Here is a 24,600-nt window from a genome sequence, read left to right as displayed (position 1 = left end):
CAGTGGTAAACGGGGATGCTTAAATGTAAAAAAGATGTAAATAACCAGGCTTTATTTAAAAGGCGGAATAAAAAACCGAATAAGGTTTATGAATCGAGATTAAATTTCAATAAAACACCGTATTTTGTGTTTCTTATAAACTTTAATGACTTATCTTGCCTATGGTTTTTTAGTGGGTAATTGAATCTGGAAAAAGATATTTTTCCAGTGAATTGTTCTGAGATGAGTTTTATATCGAATCCATACTTTGTTAGCTCGAACTTATTAGGTGGTATCAAAATATGATACCCATTGCGGTTAAAGGGCTCACTCGTATTTTTAGGTCAAATATAACCTTGGATTATGTGTCTATTTATGTGTGTAGGGTGCATTTTTATGTAGGGTTTTGGCTCTAAACAGCCTAGATTGATATTCTGTATGAATTATTTTTGTGGTTTTTTATAATTTTTTACAAAAACATTTCTGTTTTTCGACATCGAAGGAAGTTTGTCATGTTTTGGTTTCAAACACTTGAAGCTGATGTGGATTCAAGATAAATATGACGCTGAAATTATTGCAGTAGTAGAAAAGTCTAGCTCTTGAGCCGCAGGGAGTGTGCTTCAACAGTTTTAGTTACTACGAGATAAATATGCACCATTTTGGGCGGAAAATATCCTCTTTCACTCCGTTTGAACTGGACAGTAGACAAGGAGCAAGTTGTATATGCTGTCGTACTTTTTACGCCGTTTGGCGTTGGTTATCCCAACGTTTCTCGGGATAACTATTCTCATCTTTGCTATCACTCGTTTCGTGCCTGGCGGACCTGTTGAACGCATGTTGTCACAAATGCAGTCTCAGGGAGATGGCGCCGCATCAATGACGTCTGCGGGTGGTAATACGGCCCTTTCTGACGATCAAATCGCGGAGCTGAATGCGTTTTATGGCCTGGATAAACCTGTAACGGAAGCGTACGTCGAGTGGTTAAGTCGTTTGGTAATGCTAGATCTTGGCGAGTCGACGCGTTACTACGAGCCTGTCTCGGACATGATCGCAGAGCGTTTGCCAGTGTCGTTGTTTTATGGCGGCATGACCTTCTTTATTAGTTATTTTATCTCGATTCCTCTTGGTTACTATAAGGCGCTCAAGCACGGTTCTGTGTTTGATTCCGCTTCTTCAGTACTCATTTTCGTAGGCTACGCGCTACCAGGTTATGTGGTGGGTGTATTGCTGATCACGTTATTTAGTTATCACTTGGAATGGTTTCCGATGGGAGGCTTTGTCGGCGATGACTTCGACGATTACGAAACCTTCTTTGAACGCGCTAAAGACATTATGTGGCATGCGGTGTTGCCTTTGATCTGTTACCTCATTGGTGATTTTGCCACGCTGACGATGACAATGAAAAATAACCTGATGGAAAACCTTTCCTCAGATTACATCCGCACCGCAATTGCGAAAGGATTACCTTTCAAAAAAGCAGTTCGTAAGCACGCGTTGCGTAACAGCTTAATTCCAATCGCGAGTCACTTTGGTAACTCTTTGTTGTTCTTCATGACCGGTGCCTTCCTGATTGAAGTTATCTTCAATATTGATGGCATTGGCTTATTGGGTTACGAATCAATCATGGAGCGTGATTACCCTGTTGTTATGGGTATTGTCGCCATTAATGCGTTGTTACTGCTCATTGGTAACATCATTTCAGATATTTGTGTTGCTTTAGTCGACCCACGTGTGAAGTTTGGAGCGTAACATGATTAAAGTTAGTCCATTAACTCAAAAGAAAATTCGTCACTTTAAAGAGATCAAACGAGGCTATTGGTCGTTTGTTGCTCTTTCTATCATGTTGATCCTTTCTCTATTCGCCGAACTTTTGATCAACAGTAAAGCGCTAGTCGTCAAGTACGATGGTAGCTACTATTTTCCTGTTGTCAGTGACGTACGTTTAGGTAGCGAATTCGGCCAAGAGTCATCCAGTGAAGCCGATTATCGTGTACTGCAAAAAGCGTTTGAGGCTGAAGGGGGCGACAACTTTGTTATTTTGCCGCTTGTGCCGTGGAACCCATACGAACAAGATTTTAGTGGTGATTTCCCGCCAACAGCACCTAGTGCCGAAAATAAGCATTATTTAGGTACAGATGTGATAGGTCGCGATATTTTGGCGCGACTCGTCTACGGATTCAGAACGGCGATGGGATTTGCGTTGCTTACGATGGCAATTTCTTACGCGATCGGTACTGCAGTCGGTTGTGCTATGGGTTTTTGGGGCGGTAAATTTGACTTGTTTGTACAGCGACTTATCGAAATCTGGTCAATGGTCCCGTTTTTGTACGTCATTATGATTCTTGTTTCAATCGTTCAACCGACGTTTGCTCTCTTTGTCGCTATTAACGTGCTTTTCACTTGGATGGGGATGACATGGTACATGCGGACCATGACCTATAAAGAAGCGGCACGAGAATACGTAATGGCGGCACGTGCTTTAGGGGCATCGACTGGACGTATCTTGTTTAATCACATCTTGCCAAATACGATGGTGATGATTGTAACCCTAGCGCCTTTCACTATTGCAGCTAACATCACAGCACTGACTGCTCTCGATTACCTAGGCTTAGGCTTGATGCCACCAACGCCAAGTTGGGGTGAACTACTGCAACAAGGTAAGTCAAACTTAGATTCGCCATGGATTGTTGCGTCAGTAGTGACTTCTATTGTTCTGGTTCTGGTAATGGTGACCTTTATTGGTGAAGCCATTCGAGCGGCTTTCGACCCGAAAAAATTCACACGCTATGTTTAAGCGAGCATTGTGAGCAAAACATAAAAAGGGAAGTTTTATGAAGAAATTATTTTTAGCGTCCACGCTGAGCGCCCTGAGTTTTGGTGCAATGTCAGCAACGCTTCCGACCGACTTAAACTGGCAAACAAACTGGGATGAGCCTCAATATGGTTCGCCAGAAGCGAAACGTGGAGGGACTTATCGCACCTTTATGTCAAGTTTCCCGCAGACGTTACGTAGTGTTGGCCCAGATGCTAATGCAGGGCTACGTTCTTTTATCTTAGATGAAACACCAGGCTTGGTGGTCCGCCACCCAGATACTTTAGAGTTTATCCCTGAGCTTGCTAACGAGTGGGCGTTAGCAGGTGACAACAAAACGGTCTATTTCAAACTCAACCCTGAAGCCAAATGGTCGGACGGCAAACCTGTCACTGCCGACGATTTCGTTTTCATGCTGAAATTTTATCGTTCCAAAGACATCTTGGAACCTTGGTACAACGATTACTACAACAAAACGATTGCGGATGTTATCAAGTACGACACTCATACGTTTGCTGTTAAGGCGGCGAAAGAGTTCAATCCGGAAGAATTGCTGTTACGAATGGGGGCGCTGCGCCCACGTCCCGCACATTTTTATGCTAATCCTTCAAAAGATGAAAATGGTGACGGTATACATGACAACTTTGTCCGCTACTACAATTTTAAAAGTGAACCAACGACCAGTGCATACTACCTAGATGACATTAAAAAAGGTAAAAGTGTTACCTTCAAACATGTCGGTGAAGACTGGTGGGGTTACAGCAATAAGTATTATCAACATCGCTATAATGTCGACAAAATCCGCATCACAGTGATTCGCGACAGTGATATCGCGATGAAGCACTTTGAGAAAGGGAAGCTGGACGCATTTGGTCTTGTTTTACCAAGCTTATGGCATGATAAATCGAATACGGAACCTTACCAAAAGGGATACATTCAAAAGTTCTGGGGTTACAACCAATTCCCAGTTGGGGCTGGTGGTGTATGGATGAACACCGCGATGCCTTTGCTGGATGATTTAAACATTCGCAAGGGCATTACTTACGCGATTGACTTTGATGGCATGATAGAGAATGTCATGCGTGGCGACTACTCCCGTAAACCGAACCCGACCGGCTATGGTCATGGTAAATACACCCTACCAGATGCTAAGGCACCGAAGTTTGATCCCGCAAAAGCGGCCGAGGCATTCGAAGCCGCAGGCTTTAACAAAATTGGTTCTGATGGTATTCGTGTCAATGATAAAGGTGAGCGCTTAAGCTTCGAGCTGACCTACGGAACACCTGTTCATACTCCTCGTATTGCCTTTTTGCGTGAGCAAGCCAAGCTAGCAGGGCTGGATATTGAGCTCAAGTTAGTTGATGGCTCATCCATGTTCAAATACGTACGTGAGAAAAAGCACGATTTGGCTTTCTTAGATATGGGTACGTCTGAGATCCCAACGTATTGGGAGTATTTCCATTCAGTCAATGCGAACAAGCCGCAAACTAACTCTTTCACAAACTACAGCACGCCTGAACTGGATGAAAAGATCATCGAGTATCGTTTTGGCATGGATATGGATAAAAAGATCCAGCTAGGTCATGAGATTCAGCGTGACATCATTGATGCTCACGTTATCGTCCCAGGCTACATGGTTCCTTATGTCCGCTATGGTCACTGGCGCTGGTTAAAGTTTCCAGATAAGCCAATGAATCGCATGACAGAGGCGCTGTTCAGTGGTGCAATCATAGGCGATGGCACTTACTGGATTGATAGTGATATCAAAAAAGAAACGAAACAAGCGATGAAGTCAGGCAAAGCTTTTGAACCTGTTGTTGTCGTAGATGACACTTATAAGCTGTAAGGATTGGTTATGGAAAACGATGTAATCCTAAGTGTTAAAGATCTCGAAGTTGAATTTACCACCGATGATGGGCCAGTGAAGGTTCTGCATGGTGTGAACTTTGATGTGAGAGCTGGACGTACACTCGGTCTGGTGGGAGAGTCAGGTAGTGGTAAGAGCGTAACCTCAATGTCGATCATGGGGCTATTACCTAAGCCATATGGCAACATCATTAAAGGTGAAGTGAATTATCGCGGCACCAACCTAGTTGATTTGCCTGCGGAAGAGATGTACGCCATGCGTGGCGATCGCATTTCGATCATCTTCCAAGACCCAATGACGGCGCTTAACCCAGTGCATACCATTGGTCGTCAAATATGTGAAGTGCTTGAGCTCCATCGACCTGAGCTCGACAAAAAGGAGCGGGAGGCGTACTCGATTGAAATGCTGGCAAAAGTAAAAATTCCAATGCCAGAGAAGCGATTGAATGAGTATCCCCATAACCTATCTGGTGGTATGCGCCAGCGTGTCATGATCGCGATGGCATTGGCCTGTAAGCCGGATATTCTGATTTGTGATGAACCGACTACAGCGTTGGATGTTACGGTTCAGGCGTCTATCCTTGAACTGATGAATGAGCTTCAGGAAGAAACAGGCATGGCAATGATCTTCATCACTCACGACCTCGGAGTTGTGGCAGAAGTGTGTGATGATGTTGCCGTGATGTATGGTGGGCGTATTGTCGAAAAAGCAGAAATTTTTGAGTTGTTTGATAACCCGCAGCACCCCTACACAGAGCGTTTAATGGGATTGATGCCGAGCTTAGATAATGAGCCGAAGCAGATGATCGATATCAAGCCTATTGATGCCAGTATGTTTGCCAGTTAACTGGGCAAAGTGAACCAGTCATAAAAGAGGATGTTATGGCAAAAGAAGTATTAAGAGTTGAAAATCTTAAGCAGCACTTTGTTTCTGGTAAAGGGCTGTTCAAGAAAGGCTACACCATCAAAGCGGTAGACGGGGTTTCACTGTCTGTTTCTGAAGGTGAAACACTGGGGCTAGTTGGTGAGTCAGGTTGTGGTAAAAGCACCCTTGGTCGCACGATCTTAAAGTTATACGAGCCAACAGAAGGTAAGATTTTCTTTGAAGGTAAAGACATCACTAAACTGTCTGTTAAAGAGATGCGCTCGCTGCGTAAAGACATGCAAATCGTCTTTCAAGACCCAATGGAGTCACTCAATCAGCGTCATACCATCGGTATGATTCTGGAAGAACCGTTTGTTATTCATAAAATTGGCACGCCAACAGAGCGTAAACAATGGGTAAAAGAGCTTTTAATCAAAGTGGGATTACCAGAAACGGCAGTAAACCGTTATCCACATGAATTTTCAGGCGGGCAACGGCAGCGTATCGGTATCGCTCGCGCGATTGCATTGAAGCCTAAACTGCTGATTTGTGATGAATCGGTATCTGCGTTAGATGTGTCGGTACAGGCGCAAATCTTGAACCTATTGCTACAACTGCAACAAGAAATGAACTTGGCGATCATATTTATCTCTCACGATCTCTCGGTGGTGAAACATGTTTCTGACAAAGTTGCCGTGATGTATTTTGGCAAAGTGGTAGAAGCAGGCAGTGCTAAAGAAATTTATGCAAACCCGCAAAACGAATACACCAAAAAACTCCTATCTGCGATTCCGATCACTCACCCTAAATATCGGAAGAAAAAGCGCGTAGCTGAAAAAAAGCAGCAAGTGGCGTAAGTGATGCCACAGGTCCTATAACACAAAAGCGCTCCGCCAAATAAGCGGAGCGTTTTTATAAGCAAATGCCAGGACTTGGAGTCGATTTACACTGATGTTTATTCTGATTGATTGAAGATCGTTGCATGCTAAACTCAAGGCCTATTTTCTTTGTTTGGATAATGGACCATGCCGTCGAATTTACCGAAATCCTTTAGTCGACCTTTCCTGAGAATCTTCCATATTTTGGAGGCGGTATTATTAGTCTCTATTACCTTGGCGACGTTGTACGCCATGATGCAAGAGTTTGTGCACGTATTTGTAGAGAAGCGTGTCTTACTCACAGATATTCTGTTGATGTTTATCTATCTGGAAGTGCTCGCCATGGTGCAGCAGTTCGTGATGAACGGTAAAATTCCGGTACGCTATCCTATCTACATCGCGATGATGGCGATCGCCCGCTATATCACTCTCGGAATGAAAGAGCTGGATGCGGTTTTGGTTGTGTGGTTATCTCTGGCTGCGTTTATTTTGGCTGCGGCTACTTTGCTGATCAGAATTGGACACCATTATTGGCCCTACGTTGATAACAGAACCTTGGAAAAAGATGAGTAAAAGAAAGCCCCGCACTAGCGGGGCTTTTTTGTTTCAATACTCGATGACTTTTAGATCATTCAATGTTTTGGATCTGCTCACGCATCTGTTCAATTAGAACTTTCAGTTCAACGCCCGATGCGGTGATGTCGGTGCTGATGGATTTCGACGCTAGCGTGTTTGATTCACGGTTGAACTCTTGCATCATAAAATCTAGACGGCGACCCACTGCGCCACCTTTTTTCAGAATGTTTGTGGTTTCTTTTACGTGAGAGTCCAAGCGATCGAGCTCTTCAGCAACATCCGATTTTTGCGCTAGCAAAATCAACTCTTGCTCGATACGAGATGGATCCAGTTCCACTTTAGCGTCTTCGAACTTCGAGAATAGTCGCTCACGTTGCCATTCTAAAATTTCTGGCATGCGGGCACGCACTTTTACGACTTCTGCAGAGATGGCGTCTAAACGCTGTTCAATCAGCGCTTTCATGTTCTCGCCTTCACGAGCGCGCGCTTCAATAAATTCATCCATTGCGCCATCAAACGCTTCTAGTAGCACTTTATTTACTGCATCCATGTCTTGCTCTGGCGTTTCCATTACCCCCGGCCATTGCATGACTTGAAATGGATTGATTCGGCTCAGTTCACCAGTCATGTGCATGACTTGTTCAGCGGCTTTAATTACCTGACTAGCAAGCGCTTCATTGATGCTAAGCTCACCTTTTGCGGCAGGGTTTGCTTCAAAACGTAGATTACATTCTACTTTGCCTCGCGCTAAGCGCTTACGAAAACGCTCGCGTAAAACGGGTTCTAATCCGCGAAATTGTTCTGGCATGCGGAAGTATGTTTCTAAATAACGCTGGTTCACGCTGCGGATTTCCCATACCGCAGAACCCCAATCGCCTTTTACTTCTTTGCGTGCATACGCTGTCATACTGTAAATCATCGAATTTTCCTGTCTTCATTTTTTGAAAATTACTTCAAGAGTGTATCACGCTGCGTCGATAGGTGCGCGGGATGTATGGATTGTTTATGTTGTACCAGATGCGTAACCTATGAATCCGGAATCGATTCCGTTATAATCTTCGCCCAACCAAATCGTCTTCTCCTCATATTTAAGGTAGATGCCCATGCGTCCAAACGATCGCAAGGCGGATCAAGTTCGCCCTATCAAAATTACTCGTAACTACACAGCTTACGCTGAAGGGTCAGTGCTAGTTGAGTTCGGTAACACCAAAGTGTTGTGTAATGCGACCGTCGAAGAATCTGTGCCACGTTGGCTAAAAGGTCAAGGTAAAGGCTGGGTTACAGCTGAATACGGCATGCTACCTCGAGCAACACATTCTCGTACTCGTCGTGAAGCGGCAAGTGGCAAACAAGGCGGCCGTACGATGGAAATTCAGCGTCTTATCGCGCGAAGCCTACGTGCTGTTGTCGATCTAAAAGCCATGGGTGAGTTCATGATCACCGTTGACTGTGATGTTATCCAAGCTGACGGTGGTACGCGCACTGCATCTATCAGCGGCGCAAGTGTTGCAATGGCCGATGCATTCCAACACCTAGTGGATAGCGGCAAGCTAAAAGCAAACCCAATGAAAGGCCACGTAGCGGCAGTTTCTGTCGGCTTACTAGGCGACGAAGTATTGTGTGATCTTGAATACGTTGAAGATTCAGCGGCAGACACAGACATGAACGTGGTAATGACCGAAGAAGGCAAGATGATTGAAATTCAGGGCACCGCAGAAGGTGAACCGTTCAGTCACGAACAGCTGATGGCATTGCTCGAGTCGGCGAAAGTCGGCATTACGGAAATTGTCGCAGCGCAGAAGGCGGCGTTAGCCAATTGATTTAGATAGCTCCCATTATGGGGGCTATTTTTTTATCTCGACAATAGAGAAATGAATGATTGTCGAGAAGAGACACAAGAAACCAAGGACATAGAGAGAAAATAATGAAAGCATACCAGCGTGAATTTATTGAGTTTGCACTTGAGAAAGAAGTTCTTAAGTTTGGTGAGTTTACTTTGAAATCTGGCCGTAAAAGCCCGTACTTCTTTAACGCTGGTCTTTTCAATACTGGTCGTGACCTAGCGCGTCTTGGTCGTTTTTACGCAGCCGCGCTCGCTGATTCAGGCATTGAGTTTGATGTGCTGTTTGGCCCGGCGTACAAAGGGATTCCAATCGCGACGACAACAGCAGTCGCGCTGGCGGATCATCATGACGTCGACACGCCTTACTGCTTCAACCGTAAAGAAGCGAAAGATCACGGCGAAGGCGGTAACCTTGTAGGCTCTGCGCTTGAAGGTCGCATCATGCTAGTGGATGACGTAATCACAGCAGGTACTGCGATTCGTGAATCGATGGAAATCATTCAAGCAAATGGCGCAGACCTTGCTGGTGTGTTGGTTGCGATTGACCGCCAAGAAAAAGGCAAAGGTGAGTTGTCTGCGATCCAAGAAGTGGAGCGTGACTTTGGTTGTGCAATCATCTCAATCGTTAGCCTGACTGACCTTGTGACTTTCCTTGAAGAGAAAGGCACAGACAAAGAGCATCTAGAAGCAGTCAAAGCATACCGCGCAGAATACGGCATTTAATTGGTTACTTTTTCTGAAAAAGTAAAAAGGGCAGATGGATATTCATCTGCCCTTTTTTGTTTTTGGATTCATCGCCTTGACCACTTACTTATAGCGAATGCCTTTCTCGACATGCTCATCTTGCATGGTTTTATAGCGTTTATGGAGCCACATCCATTGCTCTGGAGCGCGTAGAATGACTTCTTCCACATACTTGTTCATATAAGCGGCAGCGGCGACTTCGTCTTTTTGTGGATAGTCGGCTTCAATGCACTTATCGGCGATGATGTCGTATTTTCCTTCGTCATTGCGAAACCCTGAGCCTGGGATGATCGCACATTTTGAGGTATACGCCAGAATGCTCGTGCCTGTTGTTGTACACGCATCGTCTACGGCAAAGAAGGGCACAAATACTGATTTTTTGCGACCGTAATCGTGATCCGGTAAATAGAACAGACGCTCACCACTGCGTAATACACGAATCATCTTTTTTACATCTTTACGATCAATCAGTTTATTGCCGTTATGTGTTCGTCCCCAATACTGGATAAAGTTATAAGCAGGATTATTATGCGGACGAAACGCGCCGTACCCGGCCACGCCTAACACGGCGAAAGCACGCGCAGTGATCTCTAGATTTAGAGCATGGACACAACAAAGTAGGACGCCTTTACCTTCTTTGGCTTTTTCACGCAGTGCGCCGAGATCTTTCTCGACGATCAGGTTTTTAAAGCGCCAAGTCGGCCAGAACCAAGTGATTCCGGTTTCTATCAGTGCCATACCGGTATTTTTGAAGTTCTCTTCAACAATATGTTGAATCTCTTCAGTTGTTTTGTCTGGAAAGGCCAATTCTAAGTTACGCTGAGCAACGTGGACACGCTTTTTACCGTAGCGCATGCCAAGTTTACCGAGTGAACGACCTAATGAAAGCAGCAGCCGATAAGGAAGAATATTGACGAGGATGGCCAACAGACCAAAACCAAGCCATACGCCCCAGTTACGAGGGTGAAGAAGTGAAAGAGAAAACTCGGGCTGCGTGTATTTGTCTTTACTCATAGTCTTTTACTTTATTTGTGCACTCAAAAGCGCCCAGTACTCGTCAAAGTTTGCAGTCGGCTGGTATTTAAAGTCGCTACGCACAAAGCGGTTTAGGCTCCCCTCAACTTGTCCCAGAATTTGCGCGGCTAGGATGCGCTCTTCGACAGGGAAAGACTTCCCTTCACGAATCTTACGTTCACGCAGGATTTGGCGCAATTGTGTTTCTATACGCTCAAAGAGTTGATTGATGCGTTCACGTAGGCGTTCATTTTCAAACATTAGAGCATGACCCGACAAAATGCGTGTCAGACCTGGGTTACGCTCAGAGAACGCCAAAATAAGGTGCATCACCATACGAATACGCTCTAGTGTATCTTTTTCGTCGTCTAGAATACGGTTGATACGTGTCATCAAGGCTTCTTCAATGAACTCAATCAACCCTTCGAACATGCGCGCTTTACTTGGGAAATGACGATACAGCGCGGCTTCTGAAACGCCGACTTGCTTGGCCAGTTTTGCCGTAGTAATGCGTGAAGCGCCATCTGTTGATTCAAGCATTTCTGCCAATGCTTGTAAGATCTCTTCACGACGGTTGGATTTTTTACTGCCGGCCATTAGTTACTTCCTTTCAAAATACAAAGTTGAGCGGAGGGGATTATAAGACGCTATTTCGCCTCAAACTAGATCACTAAGGGTGGAATGGGAGATTTAACACCCTTAGTTGTCATTTTTTTACCAAATTTATGCCAGCTTTTGTAAAAAATTGGCAGGGTTTTCAAACGTTAGTTACATCAATTGATGAATTTTTTCGAGAATTTTAAAGCTCAATGCTTCTTTTGATTCTAAAGCGAGCGCAAGTTCACCTTCAGGCCAGTAAAGGGTAATTGCGTTGTCGTTGCTGTTAAATCCTTGCCCTGCAACCGAAACGTCGTTTGCACAGATCATATCGAGGTTTTTCTTTGTTAACTTGCCTCGAGCGTAGGTCTCTACATCATTGGTTTCAGCCGCAAAACCGACGGTAAACGGACGCTTCTCCGTCATTGCTGCCACAGATGCAACAATATCAGGATTTTTAACCATATTAATGACCATTTCGTCGTTGTCTTCTGTCTTTTTCAACTTTTGAGACGCGATCGTTTGTGGGCGGTAGTCGGCAACGGCAGCGCAGCTAATAAAGGCATCATGCTGGTTTGCATGTGTCATAACGGCTTCGTGCATCTCTTGTGCGCTGGAAACATTTATGCGCTCAACACCTACGGGCGTATTTAAACTGACAGGACCGCTCACGAGGGTGACTTTTGCTCCCATCTGCGCTGCGGCGCTCGCCAATGCATAGCCCATTTTCCCGGAGCTATGGTTCGTAATGTAGCGCACTGGATCAATCGCTTCGCGAGTTGGTCCGGCGGTAATGAGTATCGACCTACCTTCTAGCAATTTTGGTTGAAAGAACTGTTCACATAGATGTACTAGCTGCATTGGTTCCAGCATTCGACCTGGTCCCACATCACCACAGGCTTGCTCTCCTGCCGCAGGGCCCCAGATGTGCATACCACGACGCGCTAACGTAGCGATGTTCTCTTGGGTTGCGATATTGCGATACATCTGTTGATTCATCGCAGGAGAAACAGCAACAGGGGAATCCGTCGCGAGCACGAGCGTGGTAAGTAAATCGTTCCCCATGCCTGCGGACATGCGCGCGATTAAGTCCGCGGTCGCGGGCGCTAATAGCACTAAATCTGCCCATTTGGCCAATTCAATATGGCCCATAGAGGCTTCCGCTGCTGGGTCTAGTAAACTGTCCGAGACAGGACGGCCCGAAACGGCTTGCATGGTTAAAGGGGTAATGAACTCTTTTGCGGCTTTCGTCATTACAACTTGAACTTGCGCTCCTCTCTCTATGAGGCGACGGGTTAGCTCCGCACATTTATACGCGGCAATACCGCCACTGATGCCGAGTAGAATTTTCTTTCCTGCTAGTGTTTGCATGTGAGATCTCCAATTTGATGGCCGGATTTTAACACAATTCAAAGTCTGACCGCCCGAGCATATATAACGAGAAGATAATTCACATCAAACTCCAGAGTATTAATCTGACCGAGGAAGGGAAAATTCTCGCCTACCTCACAGACAAGTTGCGCGGAGTTTGCAAGTCTGAAAAGAAAAAGAGGTAGTGGAAACCATGGTGTTGAAAAGTCGAAACAAATTGCTGCTGATAACCCTAATTCCGCTGTTGTTGATCACCACGTTGATCTCAGCGGTGTATTACATCAACAGCAGTAAAAGTTTGGAAGCGGAGCTAGCAAGAGACAGACAAGAGCTCATCGAAACGAAGAAGAAAGAGCTACAAGCCTACATGATGATGGGTGTGACGGCGATAAAACCGCTATACGACACGGATGTAAATGGAAGTAATAAAGAGGCAGCAAAAGAAATTCTGAAAGCCATGCGCTTTGAAAGCGATGGCTACTTTTTTGCCTACGACTCTCAAGGTGTGAATACGTTGCACGCCATCAAACCTGCATTAGAGGGTAAAAACCTTTACGACTTAAAAGATGAAAATGGGGTCGCAGTTATTGCGGGCTTGATTGATGCTTCTCAAAAAGGGGATGGGTTCCTCTATTTCTCGTGGCACAAACCGACCATTGATGCACAAGCGCCTAAGTTGGGCTATGCAGAATATCTATCGAAATGGGACTGGGTTTTAGGTACTGGCGTTTATATTGATGACATCGACCAGCAAGTTGCGATGCACAGAGAGTTAAAGACTCAAGAGCTAAAAGAGCATACGTTATCTGCCGTGTTGATTTCCGTTATTGGATTGATCATTACCAGTGTTCTCACCAGTATCGTGGTGTCTAAAGGCATTCAGCCATTACAACATGTCGCGGCTTCATTAAAAGATGTTGCTGCAGGCGGCGGTGACTTAACGGCTCGTTTAAAAGTCGAAAGTCAGGATGAAGTCGGTGAAGTGGCGGCCGCGTTTAATGAGTTTATGGATAAGCTGCATCCACTGATGCAGGACATTCATCGCTCTGCGACGACAGTACAGACCGTTTCTCAAAGCCTGAACACTCAGACCAGCCAAGCGAGCGGTCAAATGCAGGATCACTGTTTAGAGACGGACAAAGTCGTGACGGCAGTGACGCAAATGAGCATGACTGCCAAAGAAGTAGCCAGCAATACTAATGCGACCGCGCAGGCAATTGACGATGCCAACAGTCAAGTCACCGCCGCTCAGCATGAGGTCGAGCAAGCAATAGAAGGCATTACCGAACTCGTGACGGAGATAGACAGCACGTCAGATGCAATTTCTGAGTTGAGTTTACAGACCGAAAAAATAACCAAAGTGCTGGATGTGATTGGCGAGATAGCCGAGCAAACGAATTTGTTGGCCCTAAATGCGGCGATTGAAGCGGCTAGAGCCGGTGAGCAAGGTCGAGGGTTTGCCGTCGTTGCGGATGAAGTGCGTTCGTTAGCCAGTCGTACGCAAAATAGTACTCATGAAATTGGCGACATGCTCAAGCAGCTACAAAATGGTGTATCAAGAGCGGTCAGTACAATGTCGGTGAGCCAAAAACGAGGTGTCAAAACGGCGGAAGAATCTGCGCTCATTCAGCAATCTCTTTCTGGTGTTCATCATTCTATCGGAACAATTCGAGATATGGGTATTCAAACCGCGTCTGCCGCAGAAGAACAAAGCGCGGTTGCAGAAGACATCAACCAAAACTTAGTGGCTATTCAACAGATCGTGAACAACATTAATGAGACGTTGCAGCATGCCGAGTCAATCAGCACGCAGCTATCACAGTCTGGAACAGAAATTCACGGCTTGGTTGGCAACTTTAAACTCTGATGAACTGTTAAGTTGCATGGAAAACACTGATAGTACGAAGAAAGCGAAAGTCATACTCGACTTTCGCTTTTTGTTTTGTGGAATAGGGACACTTTCCATATAAAGAGACATCAGATGATACTGAAAGCTTTGCCAAATGAGTCCATGCCCAGAGAGAAGCTACTGCAACGAGGGCCGCAAGCTTTGACCGATGCTGAGCTACTGGCCATCTTCTTGCGCACAGGCACCCGCGGAATGAACGTGATTGAGCTTGCAGACTTCCTTATTCAAGACTTTGGTTCGCTCAGACAACTATTTTCAGCATCAGAGCAAGAGTTTTGTCATCACAAAGGATTGGGGCAAGCCAAGTATGTTCAGTTGCAAGCGGTACTAGAAATGACACAACGTTACTTGGCGGAGACGCTAAAGCGTGGTGATGCCTTAACCAGCCCCGACCAAACTAAGTTATATCTGTCTTCTATTTTAAGGGATCGGCAAAGAGAGGCTTTTTATATTCTTTTTCTCGATAACCAGCACCGAGTGATAAAAGATGAAATTTTATTTGAAGGAACGTTGGATGCAGCGTCGGTGTATCCGAGAGAAGTCGTCAAGCGTGCTCTGCATCATAACGCGGCGGCTTTGATTCTAGCGCACAATCATCCTTCAGGCGTCGCTGAGCCGAGCCAAGCTGACAGAAGGATTACAAGGCGTCTCACCGACGCATTAGCATTGGTGGATATTCGTATTTTGGACCATTTCGTCATCGGAGATGGGGAAAGTGTCTCTTTTGCTGAAAGAGGCTGGATATAACTGTGCGTTTTTTAGGTTGTTAGTTGCTAAAAATCTGCTATCATCCACGCCACTAAATTTTTAACTGAATTCAGCTTGGACTGCTAAAAAAATCTGCTGTCTAAAAAAAGATCACGAAAACCTGTAAAAAGGATCTGTTCGGGTCTTGAGCAATGCATATCAAGTTAGTATAATGCGCGACCTTTGATAGCCTTGTATGGATTTTCCATAGCGGTTCTTAACCTCTAACTTCTTTTCGAGAGATAGAGAGGTTCGGCCACCAAGGTTGATATCGAGCTGAAACGATTTTGGAGAAGACATTCATGTCACGAGTATGCCAAGTAACTGGTAAGCGTCCAGTAACGGGTAACAACCGTTCACACGCACGAAATGCTACTAAGCGTCGTTTTCTGCCGAACCTACAAACTCATCGTTTCTGGGTAGAGAGCGAAAAACGTTTTGTTAAACTACGTCTATCTGCTAAAGGTATGCGCATCATCGACAAGAAAGGTATTGATACTGTTCTTGCAGACATGCGTGCACGTGGCGAAAACGTTTAAGAGGAAATAAGCAATGGCAAAGAAAGGCGTTCGTGAGAAAATCCGTCTAGTATCTTCTGCAGGTACAGGCCACTTCTACACAACTGATAAGAACAAGCGTAACATGCCAGGCAAATTTGAGATCAAAAAGTTTGATCCAGTAGTTCGCCAGCACGTTATGTACAAAGAAGCAAAAATCAAATAATTGGTTTCAGTCTCTTTGATGAATTGAAAAACCCAACTTTCGAGTTGGGTTTTTTATTATTTGCTTTAGTTATAGGAGCCAAAAAAGGATGCATTTAGGGTTACAAGCCTTAAAGTTTGTTGCATTAATTATCTTAGCTGTGATGTTTAGTGCCGCGTTGGGTTATGAAATAAAAGCGGACTGTCTTATCTTAATGTCGATTACGCTCGCTTTTCTTAAAGCTCATCGTATTGGTCACTGGGTATATGCCCTGTTAGCTGTGATTGCGACTTTCTATATTCCTATTTCTTGGAATTATGGTCATCCTAATTTGACCATCATTTCTTCATTGATTGAGACCAACCCTTCAGAAGCGCTTGAGTTCTTTAATGATTTGGAGCTCAGAACGTTGGCAGTCGCGGCACTTTTCGCTGTAGTGTCCTTTTATCTGTTCAAATATGTGCCACAACTTAAAGGTCGTAAAGCATCAGTATTCTGTTTGATCTTGTTTTCGTTTTTACTCCTGGACAAACCTATTCGCACCATTAAAGATCGCAATGTTAATAGTGACTACATACATGCATTGCTCTCTTACATGCGTTATCCGCCGATTCGATTTATTTTTGATTGGTTTGATTCGTACAACATGTACTATCAGTACAACGCAGAGATCATGGCTCAGCGTAAAATCCCAGCCTCTTGGAAAATCACTAAAACACCAAGCGAGGCTAAGAACACCATTTTTGTGATTGGTGAAAGCGTACGAAAAGACTACATGAATGCGTATGGTCTGCCGATGGAAAATACGCCGTTTATGTCGACGGCCAAAGGGCAACTTTGGACAAACTTTTTGTCCCCAGGTCCGAACACGTTCACCTCGGTAATGCGCTACGTCACAATGAATGATGGTATTGATATTGAGCTGAATAACAACATCAACACCTTAGCGCAAATGGCTGGTGTGGAAACCTATTGGGTTTCTAACCAAGGTCGAATGGGAGAATTCGATACCGGAATCAGTTCAATTGCTAACTATGCTGAGCATGTTTCCTTTACACGCAGCGGTAGCTTTAGAGACTCGAACGTTTATGACAGCACACTGCTGCCAAGCATTCAAAAAGCGCTGTCGAGTGACGATAAATCAAAATTGATTGTGATCCACTTAATTGGCTCACACCCAGGTTTCTGTGATCGTGTGGAAGGTGATGTTGAGTTTAACTTCAATGGCAGCAAGATCTCTTGTTACATTGAGTCGATAAAGCAAACAGACACAATGCTAGAGAAAATTACCCAACTTGCAGGGAAGCAGTCGCTTCCATACAACTTGATTTATGTTTCCGATCACGGACTTGGGCATCGTAATAGTGGTGAAAACTTGCGTCATGATCCATCGGTAAAACAATCCTACGAAGTGCCTTTGTTTGTCATTGGTTCGGATTTCAATGAACGAAAAGTAGTTGATTATCCACGTAATGGCTTCACAATGATCAAAGCAATCTCTGAATTGATGGGTGTCTCTAGTCAGAGGTTGGATGCATTACCTTCTTTCTTCTCTTCACATGCGGATGTGCCGGAAGTGAATAATGGAGAAGGTAAATTGGTTCCGCTAAATACGTTAAAAGATGATCCGATTCAATCATAATTTAATGTAGATTTTCTAAATCAGCAGCAGCTTGGTTAAGCTGCTGCTGATTTAAGCGATGAGGTGAATTATGTCTAAAAAGGTGCACCGCCGCCGTTGGAACAATATTCTAATCTTAGGCATCATCGTGTTCATGGTGATCCTTAATGCGCCAACTTGGATCAAAAACTATCTTATCGATGAACAAGTGGATCCGTATCCAAACTTGTTACGCTCCGATCATAATGTCAGTGCCATTTACTATGCTGGTTGGGAATTAGACAAGCAAAATGGACAGTGGCAATCCAACATTAAAGCCAATATCCCCGTACAAGAAATAGTGACTCGCTGGCAATCACTTGAAGGCACAGAACTGAACTCTCAGCAGTATGAACAGTTAAAGCCTCGCCTTTCACCGCCGGAAAGCATCGAAGTCTGGTATCAAGGTTTGGAAGAGCCACAACGTATCACTTTTTACCGCCTTGACGATTTTTGGCTATTTAAAAATTGGCAAGACAAGTGGATCGCGATTTCTGTTGATGGTAACTACATCATGCCTAAGTAAAAGTTGCGTAATAACCTTTCGCTGAAACTGTGTTTGTCATACTGCTTTTCAATTATGCTAAGCGCTCACTAATGTTGTTTCTGACGCTGTTAAGGAGAGTCAAATGCCTGAATTACCAGAAGTTGAAGTAAGCAGAATGGGGATCAGCCCTCATATGATTGGGCAGACGATCAAGGCATTTGTTTTTCGTACTCCGAAGCTACGTTGGGATATTCCTCAAGAGCTTAAGCTTTTGGAAGGGCAGGTTATTCGTAATATTCGTCGTCGTGCCAAGTACTTATTGATTGATACTGACCAAGGTACAGCGATTGTTCACCTTGGCATGTCTGGATCATTGCGTGTACTCGACGCTGACTTCCCTGCGGCAAAGCACGATCATGTTGACCTTAAACTCACCAATGGCAAAGTGTTACGCTACAACGACCCGCGTCGTTTTGGTGCTTGGCTTTGGAGCGCTCCTAATGAGTCTCACACCGTGTTAGATCATATGGGACCTGAGCCTTTAACCGAGGAGTTCAACGCTGTATATATGGCAGACAAAGCCAAAGGTAAGCGTGTTGCGGTTAAACAGTTCATTATGGACAATAAAGTGGTGGTTGGCGTTGGGAATATCTACGCCAATGAGTCTTTGTTCAAAACCCGCATTCACCCAACTCGCCCAGCAGGAAAACTAACTAAGAAAGAGTGGCGATTACTGGTGGAGAACATCAAAGCCACGTTAGAAATCGCGATTCAGCAAGGTGGGACTACGCTGAAAGACTTTGCGCAAGCCGATGGAAAGCCGGGTTACTTTGCACAAGAGTTATTGGTTTACGGAAAAGCCGGAGAGCCATGCCCAGAGTGCGGTGAACGACTTCAAGAGCTAAAGATTGGCCAACGTAATACCTTCTTTTGTGGTGAGTGTCAGAAGTAAGTCGAGCTATTATCGAGCTTAAGTTGTTGTAATCTTGCGCTCGAGCCTCAATAATTCAATCAGTTTCGAATAACTTAGTAAATTATATGAAAGTCATTTATCCGGGCACTTTTGATCCAGTGACTAATGGTCACCTCAATCTAATAGAGCGTACTCACGAAATGTTTGATGAGGTAGTAATTGGCGTAGCCGCAAGCCCATCGAAGAACACCATGTTTTCATTGGAAGAGCGCGTTGCGCTGATGCAGGACGTTGTAGCGCATTTACCTGGTGTGACGGTAAAGGGGTTCTCCGGGTTATTAGTGGATTTCGCGAGAAATGAGAAAGCTAAGGTTCTTATTCGTGGTTTACGAACAACGGTAGACTTTGAATACGAGTTTGGACTAACCAACATGTACCGAAAGCTATTACCAGGTATCGAAAGTGTATTTTTGACTCCTGAAGAAGAGTTTGCATTTCTATCGTCGACTATCGTGAGAGAAGTAGCGATTCATGGCGGAAGTATCGATCAGTTCGTTCCCAAGCCAGTAGCCATCGCGATTGGGGAAAAACTGAATGAAAGACAGTAAGTTCCCTTATTATTTCTCAAACGCTCTCTCGATACTTATCCCTCGTTTTGTATATCGAGCACAAGCAAAGCGTTTACTTTCGAATTTAACTGAAGCCGAGAAGCAACGCTGCCTTGAGCGGGTGAACTATTACAACAAGTGTGAAACGCCGTTTTCAGTCGATAGCCGAGAACAAAGTTACGGTACTGTCGATACATTCAAAAAAACGAAAGGTTGGACGTATTTTTTCGATCTTCGCCAAGTTGTACGCTATTTCCCTTCCAGTTTTGCGTTTAACTACATCAACGGCGATGTTACACACATCCCCAATGTACCGAGCTTTATAAAAAGCCGCCCTATTTTTGGTAACAACCAAAATTCAGTGGTGTTGAAACTTAATCAAGTTCGTCATTTTAAATTTATTGATGATCCTGTTCGCTATCAAGATAAAAAGGACATGGTAGCGTGGCGCGGCGTGGGTTTTCAGCCGCATCGTAAAAAGGTGATTCATGCGTTTTATAACCATCCGCTATGCAATATTGGCCAGACCCGCCCGGTAGAAGGGAAACCATGGGAAAAGGGCTTTATGAGTATTGAAGAGCAACTGCAGTATAAGTTTTTGCTCTGTATAGAAGGCAATGATGTAGCCACCAACCTTAAGTGGGCTATGTCGTCTAACTCCTTGGTTATTATGTCAAAGCCAAAATATGAGACTTGGTTTATGGAAGGTAAGTTAAAGGCAGGCGTCCACTATGTTGAAGTGAAGGATGACTATTCGGATTTGCCCGAAAAGATGGATTATTACCTAGCGAATGAGCAAGAAGCATTAGCGATCATTGAAAATGCGCACCAGTGGGTTGAGCAGTTCAAAGATAAACGTAAAGAGCGTTTGATCTCATTGATGGTTGCCGATAAGTACTTCGCTTTATCTCAGCAACAATAAAAAAGGGGCGAAACGCCCCTTTTTATAATCTTAAGCTTCTAGAAATTGATCAACACCATTCTCACAGCGTTTAAGCTTGTTTTTAATGGTGTTTTCTAAAATCTCGTCATTTTTTCCGAGTGACGCGCGAGAGTTTTCTACGTGGTACAAGTGGTAGCCTACACCTGCAAATTTTAGGTAAAGACGTGACTTACCCGCATTCAACATGCGATGAACAAACTCGCTGTCTTCGCGTCCCCATCCAACAAAATCTTGGTTGAAGCCATTCACCTCGATGACATCTTGTCGCCAAAATGCCATGTTGCAACCGCGAGTGGCTTTATCGTTATTCCGCTCGTAAGAGAACCATTTCGATAGCAAGGCGTTGGTGATGCAGTTTTTACGATTGCGAATGCCTTTGCTGAAAATGGAAGGCACTAAGCCGTTTTCCATGATGGCCTTGCTGCAGTTTTCATCCGTTAACACACGTCCACCCTGCACAAACCAATTTGGCTTTGCGACTTGCTTATGTGATTCAATAAACGTTTGAGACAACACCATGTCGCCATCAATCATGATGAGGTAGTCACCTGATGCTTTTGCGATCGCACGGTTGCGGCTCATTGAAAGTTGAAAGCCATTATCTTCGTGCCAGCTATGAATAAGTGGTACTGGAAAGCCGTCACGCAGTTGGTCGATCATTGCTTTGGTATCGTCTCGAGAACCGTCATCTGCAACAATGACTTCGTCAGGCAAAACGGTTTGACGTTTCACGCTTTCTAACACCGCTTTTAATGCTTCTTTCCAGTTGTAAGTGGTGATAATTAAAGTCGTTTTCATGATTTTCTTGCCTGTTCACGTAAGTAGAGATCGATATATTTTACAAAAGTAGAGTGCATGCTTAGCCAAGCTAGAATGAAGCCATGTTTGCCATCAAGGAAGCCTCGTTTGAGAACATACATCTTCAAAAAGCTAGCAAGAGCGTGAACGATAGCGGTCGTTAAACCCGCTTTCTTTTTACCTTCACGTTCATCCGTCCAGGCCTTGAGGTAGCCAGTGGTTTTATTGATGTAATGATGAAGGTGCTCGTAAGTGTAGTGATGCAGTCGACCATCCAGTTTTTCAGTTTGATAGTTTTTCTCATCAACTTTTTCATGAACGAGCGAATCATTATATTGTGTATATTCGGTGCGATATAAGCGCACAATCCAGTCTGGAGACCAACCAGAATGGTAGATGAACTTACCAAACGCTGAGCTTAGTCGATTAAGTTTGTATAAAACGTTCGGCTTATTGGCTGATACCGCGTGTAAGATACTTTCTTTTAGCTCTGGAGTGACTTGTTCGTCCGCATCAAGCCACAAAACGTAGTCTGCCGTAACGTATTGCTGCGCCAGTTGGCGCTGTTTACCGAATCCTGGCCAATCTAGGTTGGTGTAAAACTTATCTGTGTATTGTCGGGCGATTTCTTCAGTGCGATCAGTGCTGCCCGAGTCTAGAAGGACAATCTCATCGACCCAATCTTTTACTGTGTCTAGACAAGCTTGTAAGTGCTTCTCTTCATTTTTTACAATTAAGGCAACGGCTAAGGTTGGTTTGGACAAGGTCATTTCCTTCTTAACAAATCAAGACAGTAAGTTTACTGGTATTGAGGATACAAATCTTCTAAGACTTGATCGAACATGCTCATTACTTGAGTGTTAGTAATGCGGTTCATTGCCGTTTCATCTTTAGCGCGAGTTCGCCAGCTTAACTCGTTACTGTTTTTACCTGTTTCCGCAAAGATCGTTTCTTCATACACCGAGACAACGTATTTTAGATAACGGTAAGGTCCCACTCGCAGCGGATTATGGTGTGCATAGAGCCCGATGATTGGCGTTTTCATTGCATTCGCCATGTGTGCTGGTCCGGTATCGGGGGCGATGACCATTTCAACCTTATCTATTAACGCAAGCATTTGCAGAATTGAACTTTGTCCCACTAAATTTAGGCACGGTTCTTCCAAGCGAGATTGAATGGCCTCTGCCAGATCCAATTCTACCTGAGCAGGGCTGCCTGCCAGAATCACGTTCCAGCCTTTTGCTCTGGCGTGATGAATCACATCCACATAACCTTCCGCGTTCCAGTTTTTATAAGCTTTGCTCGCACCAGGCACAATCAGCAGGTTAGGTTTACTACGAGAAATATGAGACTCTGCCCAAGCTTGGTCGTGGTCTGAATAAGAAAGTACCCAGTCTAGTTTAGCCTTTGGTATCCCAATTTGATGGGCAAAGGCCATTAAGCCATCTGCAACATGCAGAGATTGTGGGGAAGGCACTTTGACATTGGTAAATAGCGTTTGAAAGTCCTGGCTTCTATCAGAAGAGAAACCAAGTTTGTATTTTGCTTTAATACCTAACGTTGCGACACTAGCTCGAATCGCGTACTGCATATGCAATAGCGCATCAAACTCTCTGCCTTTCAGCTGTCGCCAAAGCGACTTGTAGCCATCAAGTCCCGCTTTTTTATCAAAAACAATCACTTCTACACCATCGATGGCGGCTAATAACTGGGCTTCAAGTTTACCCGTTATCCAAGTAATCTGGGTCGAAGGCCAGTGTTTCTGAATAGCTTGAACGGTGGCGATAGTGTTGCAAACGTCTCCAATAGCGGACAAACGCAAGACGCATAGTGACGATGGGGCAGAAGTGAACATAATTATTGTCTGATTCGATGAATAGAGGCAGGTAAATTATGCAGACATCCCCAATAAATGTAAAATACACGGCTCGAATATAGCTAAGTACTGATAAGTGTTCTGCAATGTCAAAGACAACACCACATCAATCGCAAGAATCTGGTAAGCCGGGTAATACCGGACTAAAGCGCATCGTTAAAGCGACGGGTTATTCGATCCAAGGATTAAAAGCGGCTTTTAAGCATGAAGCTGCCATTCGACAAGAGTTGGCTTTGTTGAGTATCGCCGTGATTTTGGCTTGGCTAATGGATGTCGGCATAGTTGAGCGTATCTTAATGATCGGAGTCGTGGTATTAGTCTTGATTGTAGAGCTTGTAAACTCAGCGATTGAGGCGGTAGTGGATCGTATCGGTATTGAACGGCATGAACTCAGTGGTCGAGCTAAAGATATAGGCTCTGCTGCCGTTATGGTTGCTTTGGCGTTTGCTGCATTTACTTGGTTGTATATATTAGCCAGCCGGTATTTAGGCTAGAGGGTGAGCGTATGACTCAACAGTATAAAAACAACAACCAAGTGATCTGGTTTGATGACGAGGTCATTACAGACCCTAGCCAACCGATATTTGATGCGGAATACTGGCAGTCCTCCGACAAGGTGGTTGGCAGTGCGACGGGGCGAGGTACGACATGGTTTATCCAACTAGAGAACATGCAAGCGGCACTACGTCATTACCGTCGTGGCGGTTTGTTTGGGAAGTTAGTTAACGATTATTATTGGTTCTCTGGCTGGGATAATACCCGTTGTGCGCAAGAGTTTCAGCTTTTGTTGGCGCTAATTGAGGCTGGGGTGCACGTTCCTTGTCCTATTGCAGCAAGAGCCGTAAAGTCAGGACTCTTCTATCAAGCTGATTTATTAAGTGAGCGAATCCCAAACGCCAGAGATCTGGTTAGTATCTTGCAAGAACAGTCTTTATCGGTAGAAATGTATCAGAAAATAGGGCAAGAAATTGCCAAGATGCATCAGGTTGGCGTTAACCATACCGATTTGAATATCCACAATATCTTGATCGACGACAAAGATAAGGTATGGATTATCGATTTTGATAAGTGCCGTTTTGAGCGAAGCTCTGAGTGGCAAAGTGCCAATTTATCGCGACTGAAGCGTTCATTTTTGAAGGAGTTAGATAAACGCCGGATAAAGTGGCAAGAAATTAACTTTGAAGCCTTACGAGATGGTTATAACCAAAACACTACGCAATAATTTGAAGTGTCCACCTAACGCTACCAACAAATCTTTGATTGTGTGGTTAACTTGTTATAGTCAGTGTAAACTCCCGATTTCAGATAATAAGTGCGACATTCATGGAAAGGTGTAGAAGAGGAAGCCAACTGCTGAAAGTGGTACGCTCTTCTCGCCAAAGAAACAAGCAGTACTACCATGAATTATCAGC

General features: G+C 44.5%; 26 protein-coding genes. 19 read left to right on the top strand and 7 right to left on the bottom strand.

Translation table 11 applies throughout. The annotated features are described in order from the left end of the window. Positions 1-702: 702 nt before the first annotated feature. The 6 genes from NL645_RS17110 (at position 703) to NL645_RS17085 (ending at position 6,973) form a co-directional block, all read left to right on the top strand. Complete coding sequence (locus tag NL645_RS17110) at positions 703-1,728, top strand: ABC transporter permease subunit (protein WP_005384771.1); 1,026 nt, start codon at positions 703-705, stop codon at positions 1,726-1,728. 1 nt (position 1,729) lies between these two features. After that, a complete protein-coding gene (locus NL645_RS17105) occupies positions 1,730-2,773 on the top strand; it encodes an ABC transporter permease (protein WP_005379369.1) in 1,044 nt (347 codons plus the stop codon). 37 nt (positions 2,774-2,810) lie between these two features. Next, positions 2,811-4,637: an extracellular solute-binding protein gene (locus NL645_RS17100; protein WP_017634997.1), complete on the top strand. Its 1,827-nt coding sequence runs from the start codon at positions 2,811-2,813 to the stop codon at positions 4,635-4,637. 9 nt (positions 4,638-4,646) lie between these two features. Next, positions 4,647-5,504 carry an ABC transporter ATP-binding protein gene (locus tag NL645_RS17095; protein WP_005379371.1) on the top strand — a complete coding sequence of 286 codons (858 nt, stop codon included), beginning with the start codon at positions 4,647-4,649 and terminating at the stop codon, positions 5,502-5,504. A 35-nt stretch (positions 5,505-5,539) separates the two neighbouring features. After that, positions 5,540-6,379, top strand: coding sequence for an ABC transporter ATP-binding protein (locus tag NL645_RS17090; RefSeq protein ID WP_104975751.1), 840 nt, complete (start codon positions 5,540-5,542; stop codon positions 6,377-6,379). 168 nt (positions 6,380-6,547) lie between these two features. Next, positions 6,548-6,973: a phosphate-starvation-inducible protein PsiE gene (locus NL645_RS17085; RefSeq protein WP_017820704.1), complete on the top strand. Its 426-nt coding sequence runs from the start codon at positions 6,548-6,550 to the stop codon at positions 6,971-6,973. 55 nt (positions 6,974-7,028) lie between these two features. On the opposite strand, the gene NL645_RS17080 is transcribed toward NL645_RS17085, so the two are convergent. After that, entirely contained in the window at positions 7,029-7,895 is an 867-nt protein-coding gene (locus tag NL645_RS17080; protein WP_005395766.1) for a YicC/YloC family endoribonuclease, read from the bottom strand. Positions 7,896-8,079: 184 nt separating this feature from the next. Here NL645_RS17080 and rph point away from each other — a divergent pair, with 184 nt between their 5' ends. Both rph and pyrE read left to right on the top strand, forming a co-directional pair. Further along, a complete protein-coding gene (rph, locus tag NL645_RS17075; protein ID WP_031780917.1) occupies positions 8,080-8,796 on the top strand; it encodes a ribonuclease PH in 717 nt (238 codons plus the stop codon). 104 nt (positions 8,797-8,900) lie between these two features. Next, positions 8,901-9,542, top strand: a complete 642-nt coding sequence (gene pyrE / locus NL645_RS17070; RefSeq protein WP_026000307.1) for an orotate phosphoribosyltransferase — start codon at positions 8,901-8,903, stop codon at positions 9,540-9,542. An 84-nt stretch (positions 9,543-9,626) separates the two neighbouring features. Here the strand turns inward: pyrE and NL645_RS17065 are convergent, their stop codons facing one another. The 3 genes from NL645_RS17065 to coaBC all read right to left on the bottom strand — a co-directional run bounded on the left by NL645_RS17065 (position 9,627) and on the right by coaBC (position 12,545). After that, on the bottom strand, positions 9,627-10,577 hold the full coding sequence (locus NL645_RS17065; RefSeq protein ID WP_253652099.1) for a Kdo(2)-lipid IV(A) acyltransferase: 951 nt from the start codon (positions 10,575-10,577) through the stop codon (positions 9,627-9,629). A gap of 6 nt (positions 10,578-10,583) precedes the next feature. After that, on the bottom strand, positions 10,584-11,174 hold the full coding sequence (gene slmA / locus NL645_RS17060; protein WP_005379386.1) for a nucleoid occlusion factor SlmA: 591 nt from the start codon (positions 11,172-11,174) through the stop codon (positions 10,584-10,586). Between the two features lie 171 nt (positions 11,175-11,345). Continuing rightward, a complete protein-coding gene (gene coaBC, locus NL645_RS17055) occupies positions 11,346-12,545 on the bottom strand; it encodes a bifunctional phosphopantothenoylcysteine decarboxylase/phosphopantothenate--cysteine ligase CoaBC (protein ID WP_253652098.1) in 1,200 nt (399 codons plus the stop codon). A 193-nt stretch (positions 12,546-12,738) separates the two neighbouring features. Between coaBC and NL645_RS17050 the strand changes: the two genes are divergently transcribed. From NL645_RS17050 to NL645_RS17010, 9 genes are all read left to right on the top strand, one after another. Then, complete coding sequence (locus NL645_RS17050; RefSeq protein WP_253652097.1) at positions 12,739-14,412, top strand: methyl-accepting chemotaxis protein; 1,674 nt, start codon at positions 12,739-12,741, stop codon at positions 14,410-14,412. 114 nt (positions 14,413-14,526) lie between these two features. Further along, positions 14,527-15,201: a DNA repair protein RadC gene (gene radC / locus NL645_RS17045; RefSeq protein WP_213972354.1), complete on the top strand. Its 675-nt coding sequence runs from the start codon at positions 14,527-14,529 to the stop codon at positions 15,199-15,201. A 302-nt stretch (positions 15,202-15,503) separates the two neighbouring features. Next, entirely contained in the window at positions 15,504-15,740 is a 237-nt protein-coding gene (rpmB, locus tag NL645_RS17040) for a 50S ribosomal protein L28 (protein WP_005384783.1), read from the top strand. A 13-nt stretch (positions 15,741-15,753) separates the two neighbouring features. Further along, entirely contained in the window at positions 15,754-15,924 is a 171-nt protein-coding gene (gene rpmG, locus NL645_RS17035) for a 50S ribosomal protein L33 (RefSeq protein WP_004410866.1), read from the top strand. An 88-nt stretch (positions 15,925-16,012) separates the two neighbouring features. Further along, positions 16,013-17,545, top strand: coding sequence for a phosphoethanolamine transferase (locus tag NL645_RS17030; RefSeq protein ID WP_046874106.1), 1,533 nt, complete (start codon positions 16,013-16,015; stop codon positions 17,543-17,545). 70 nt (positions 17,546-17,615) lie between these two features. Beyond that, positions 17,616-18,089, top strand: coding sequence for a hypothetical protein (locus NL645_RS17025; protein ID WP_064377024.1), 474 nt, complete (start codon positions 17,616-17,618; stop codon positions 18,087-18,089). Between the two features lie 103 nt (positions 18,090-18,192). Beyond that, positions 18,193-19,002, top strand: coding sequence for a bifunctional DNA-formamidopyrimidine glycosylase/DNA-(apurinic or apyrimidinic site) lyase (gene mutM, locus NL645_RS17020; protein ID WP_046874104.1), 810 nt, complete (start codon positions 18,193-18,195; stop codon positions 19,000-19,002). A gap of 86 nt (positions 19,003-19,088) precedes the next feature. Then, positions 19,089-19,571, top strand: a complete 483-nt coding sequence (gene coaD / locus NL645_RS17015; RefSeq protein WP_064377025.1) for a pantetheine-phosphate adenylyltransferase — start codon at positions 19,089-19,091, stop codon at positions 19,569-19,571. Next, a complete protein-coding gene (locus NL645_RS17010; protein WP_253652096.1) occupies positions 19,558-20,493 on the top strand; it encodes a glycosyl transferase family 90 in 936 nt (311 codons plus the stop codon). The genes coaD and NL645_RS17010 overlap by 14 nt, the downstream gene beginning before the upstream one ends. Before the next feature lie 30 nt (positions 20,494-20,523). On the opposite strand, the gene NL645_RS17005 is transcribed toward NL645_RS17010, so the two are convergent. The 3 genes from NL645_RS17005 to NL645_RS16995 are packed head-to-tail and all read right to left on the bottom strand — an operon-like array spanning position 20,524 to position 23,167. Beyond that, positions 20,524-21,312, bottom strand: a complete 789-nt coding sequence (locus tag NL645_RS17005) for a glycosyltransferase family 2 protein (protein WP_064377027.1) — start codon at positions 21,310-21,312, stop codon at positions 20,524-20,526. Next, on the bottom strand, positions 21,309-22,076 hold the full coding sequence (locus tag NL645_RS17000) for a glycosyltransferase family 2 protein (protein ID WP_047103887.1): 768 nt from the start codon (positions 22,074-22,076) through the stop codon (positions 21,309-21,311). Before NL645_RS17000 ends, NL645_RS17005 begins: the two co-directional genes overlap by 4 nt. A gap of 35 nt (positions 22,077-22,111) precedes the next feature. Further along, complete coding sequence (locus tag NL645_RS16995) at positions 22,112-23,167, bottom strand: glycosyltransferase family 9 protein (protein ID WP_253652095.1); 1,056 nt, start codon at positions 23,165-23,167, stop codon at positions 22,112-22,114. A gap of 107 nt (positions 23,168-23,274) precedes the next feature. Here NL645_RS16995 and NL645_RS16990 point away from each other — a divergent pair, with 107 nt between their 5' ends. Beyond that, positions 23,275-23,682, top strand: coding sequence for a diacylglycerol kinase (locus NL645_RS16990; protein ID WP_206953557.1), 408 nt, complete (start codon positions 23,275-23,277; stop codon positions 23,680-23,682). A gap of 11 nt (positions 23,683-23,693) precedes the next feature. After that, on the top strand, positions 23,694-24,410 hold the full coding sequence (locus NL645_RS16985) for a 3-deoxy-D-manno-octulosonic acid kinase (RefSeq protein ID WP_253652094.1): 717 nt from the start codon (positions 23,694-23,696) through the stop codon (positions 24,408-24,410). Positions 24,411-24,600: the final 190 nt, after the last annotated feature.

Source organism: Vibrio sp. Y51_MX_L26 (assembly GCF_024181935.1).
Lineage (GTDB): Bacteria > Pseudomonadota > Gammaproteobacteria > Enterobacterales > Vibrionaceae > Vibrio > Vibrio diabolicus.
Note: the sequence above shows the minus strand (reverse complement) of the source record. Positions and strands in the feature narration are given on the sequence as shown.